The 794-nt window shown below is 47.2% G+C and carries 1 pseudogene; it reads left to right on the forward strand.

Annotated elements, in window-relative coordinates:
* Window positions 1–442 precede the first annotated feature (442 nt).
* A pseudogene (locus ACQRBH_RS17260) lies at window positions 443–794 on the forward strand (group II intron reverse transcriptase/maturase); the annotation flags it as partial.

The raw sequence follows: 794 nt of genomic DNA on the forward strand, positions 1-794 counted from the left end.
TGGTGCGCCTAGCGGCGCACGTTTCTCAAGGGTTAAAGTCCCAAATCCGCCCGGTAGTGGGAAGGATATAGTCGAAGGCAAGGGTGTCGAGGGTGACCTCGAATCTGAAGGAAGCCGGATGTGAGGAACATACTAACTCACGGACAAATCTCTGGTCTGACGAACAGAAATCTCATATGAGGTTATGCATGAGGGTAAGACTGCCATACAAGTTGAAGCCCAATAACTACACGGAACCATGCATGATAGATGAGGCAGATGGATGGAGAGGAAGAAACGTGTGGTACCTAGGGAGGTCTGTGCGATATGCCTTGAAAGAGGTAACCACTACCTAAAGTAGTGCTGAACGCACAGAAGTCAGCAGAGGTCATAGTAGCCGAAAGGTGAAGGACCAAATCAGTAGGAGTCTTAAGTATGACCGAGAAAGGAGGAATGACCAGTAATGGCAGAAAACATTGAAAACAATGGCTGTTCGCAAAGAGATAGTGCGGAACATGAAGGGTATGCGAAAGCGTCTAGGTCATTCAATCGGATATGGAAAGAAAGAGACAGTGCACAGCCGAGACTCTTGGAAACGATACTGCATAAGGATAACCTAAACAGAGCGTATAAGAGAGTTAAGGCAAACAAGGGAGCGCCAGGAATTGATGGAATGACTATTGAAGAGGCTCTTCCGTATCTTAGGGAGCATCAACAAGAGTTAACTGACCGTATCTATAGAGGGAAGTACACTCCGTCTCCAGTAAGACGTGTTGAGATTCCCAAACCAGATGGTGGAGTGCGAAAGCTTGGCA

Origin of the sequence: Bariatricus sp. SGI.161 (assembly GCF_050313695.1) — a bacterium.
In the GTDB taxonomy this organism is placed as follows: domain Bacteria; phylum Bacillota; class Clostridia; order Lachnospirales; family Lachnospiraceae; genus JAFBIX01.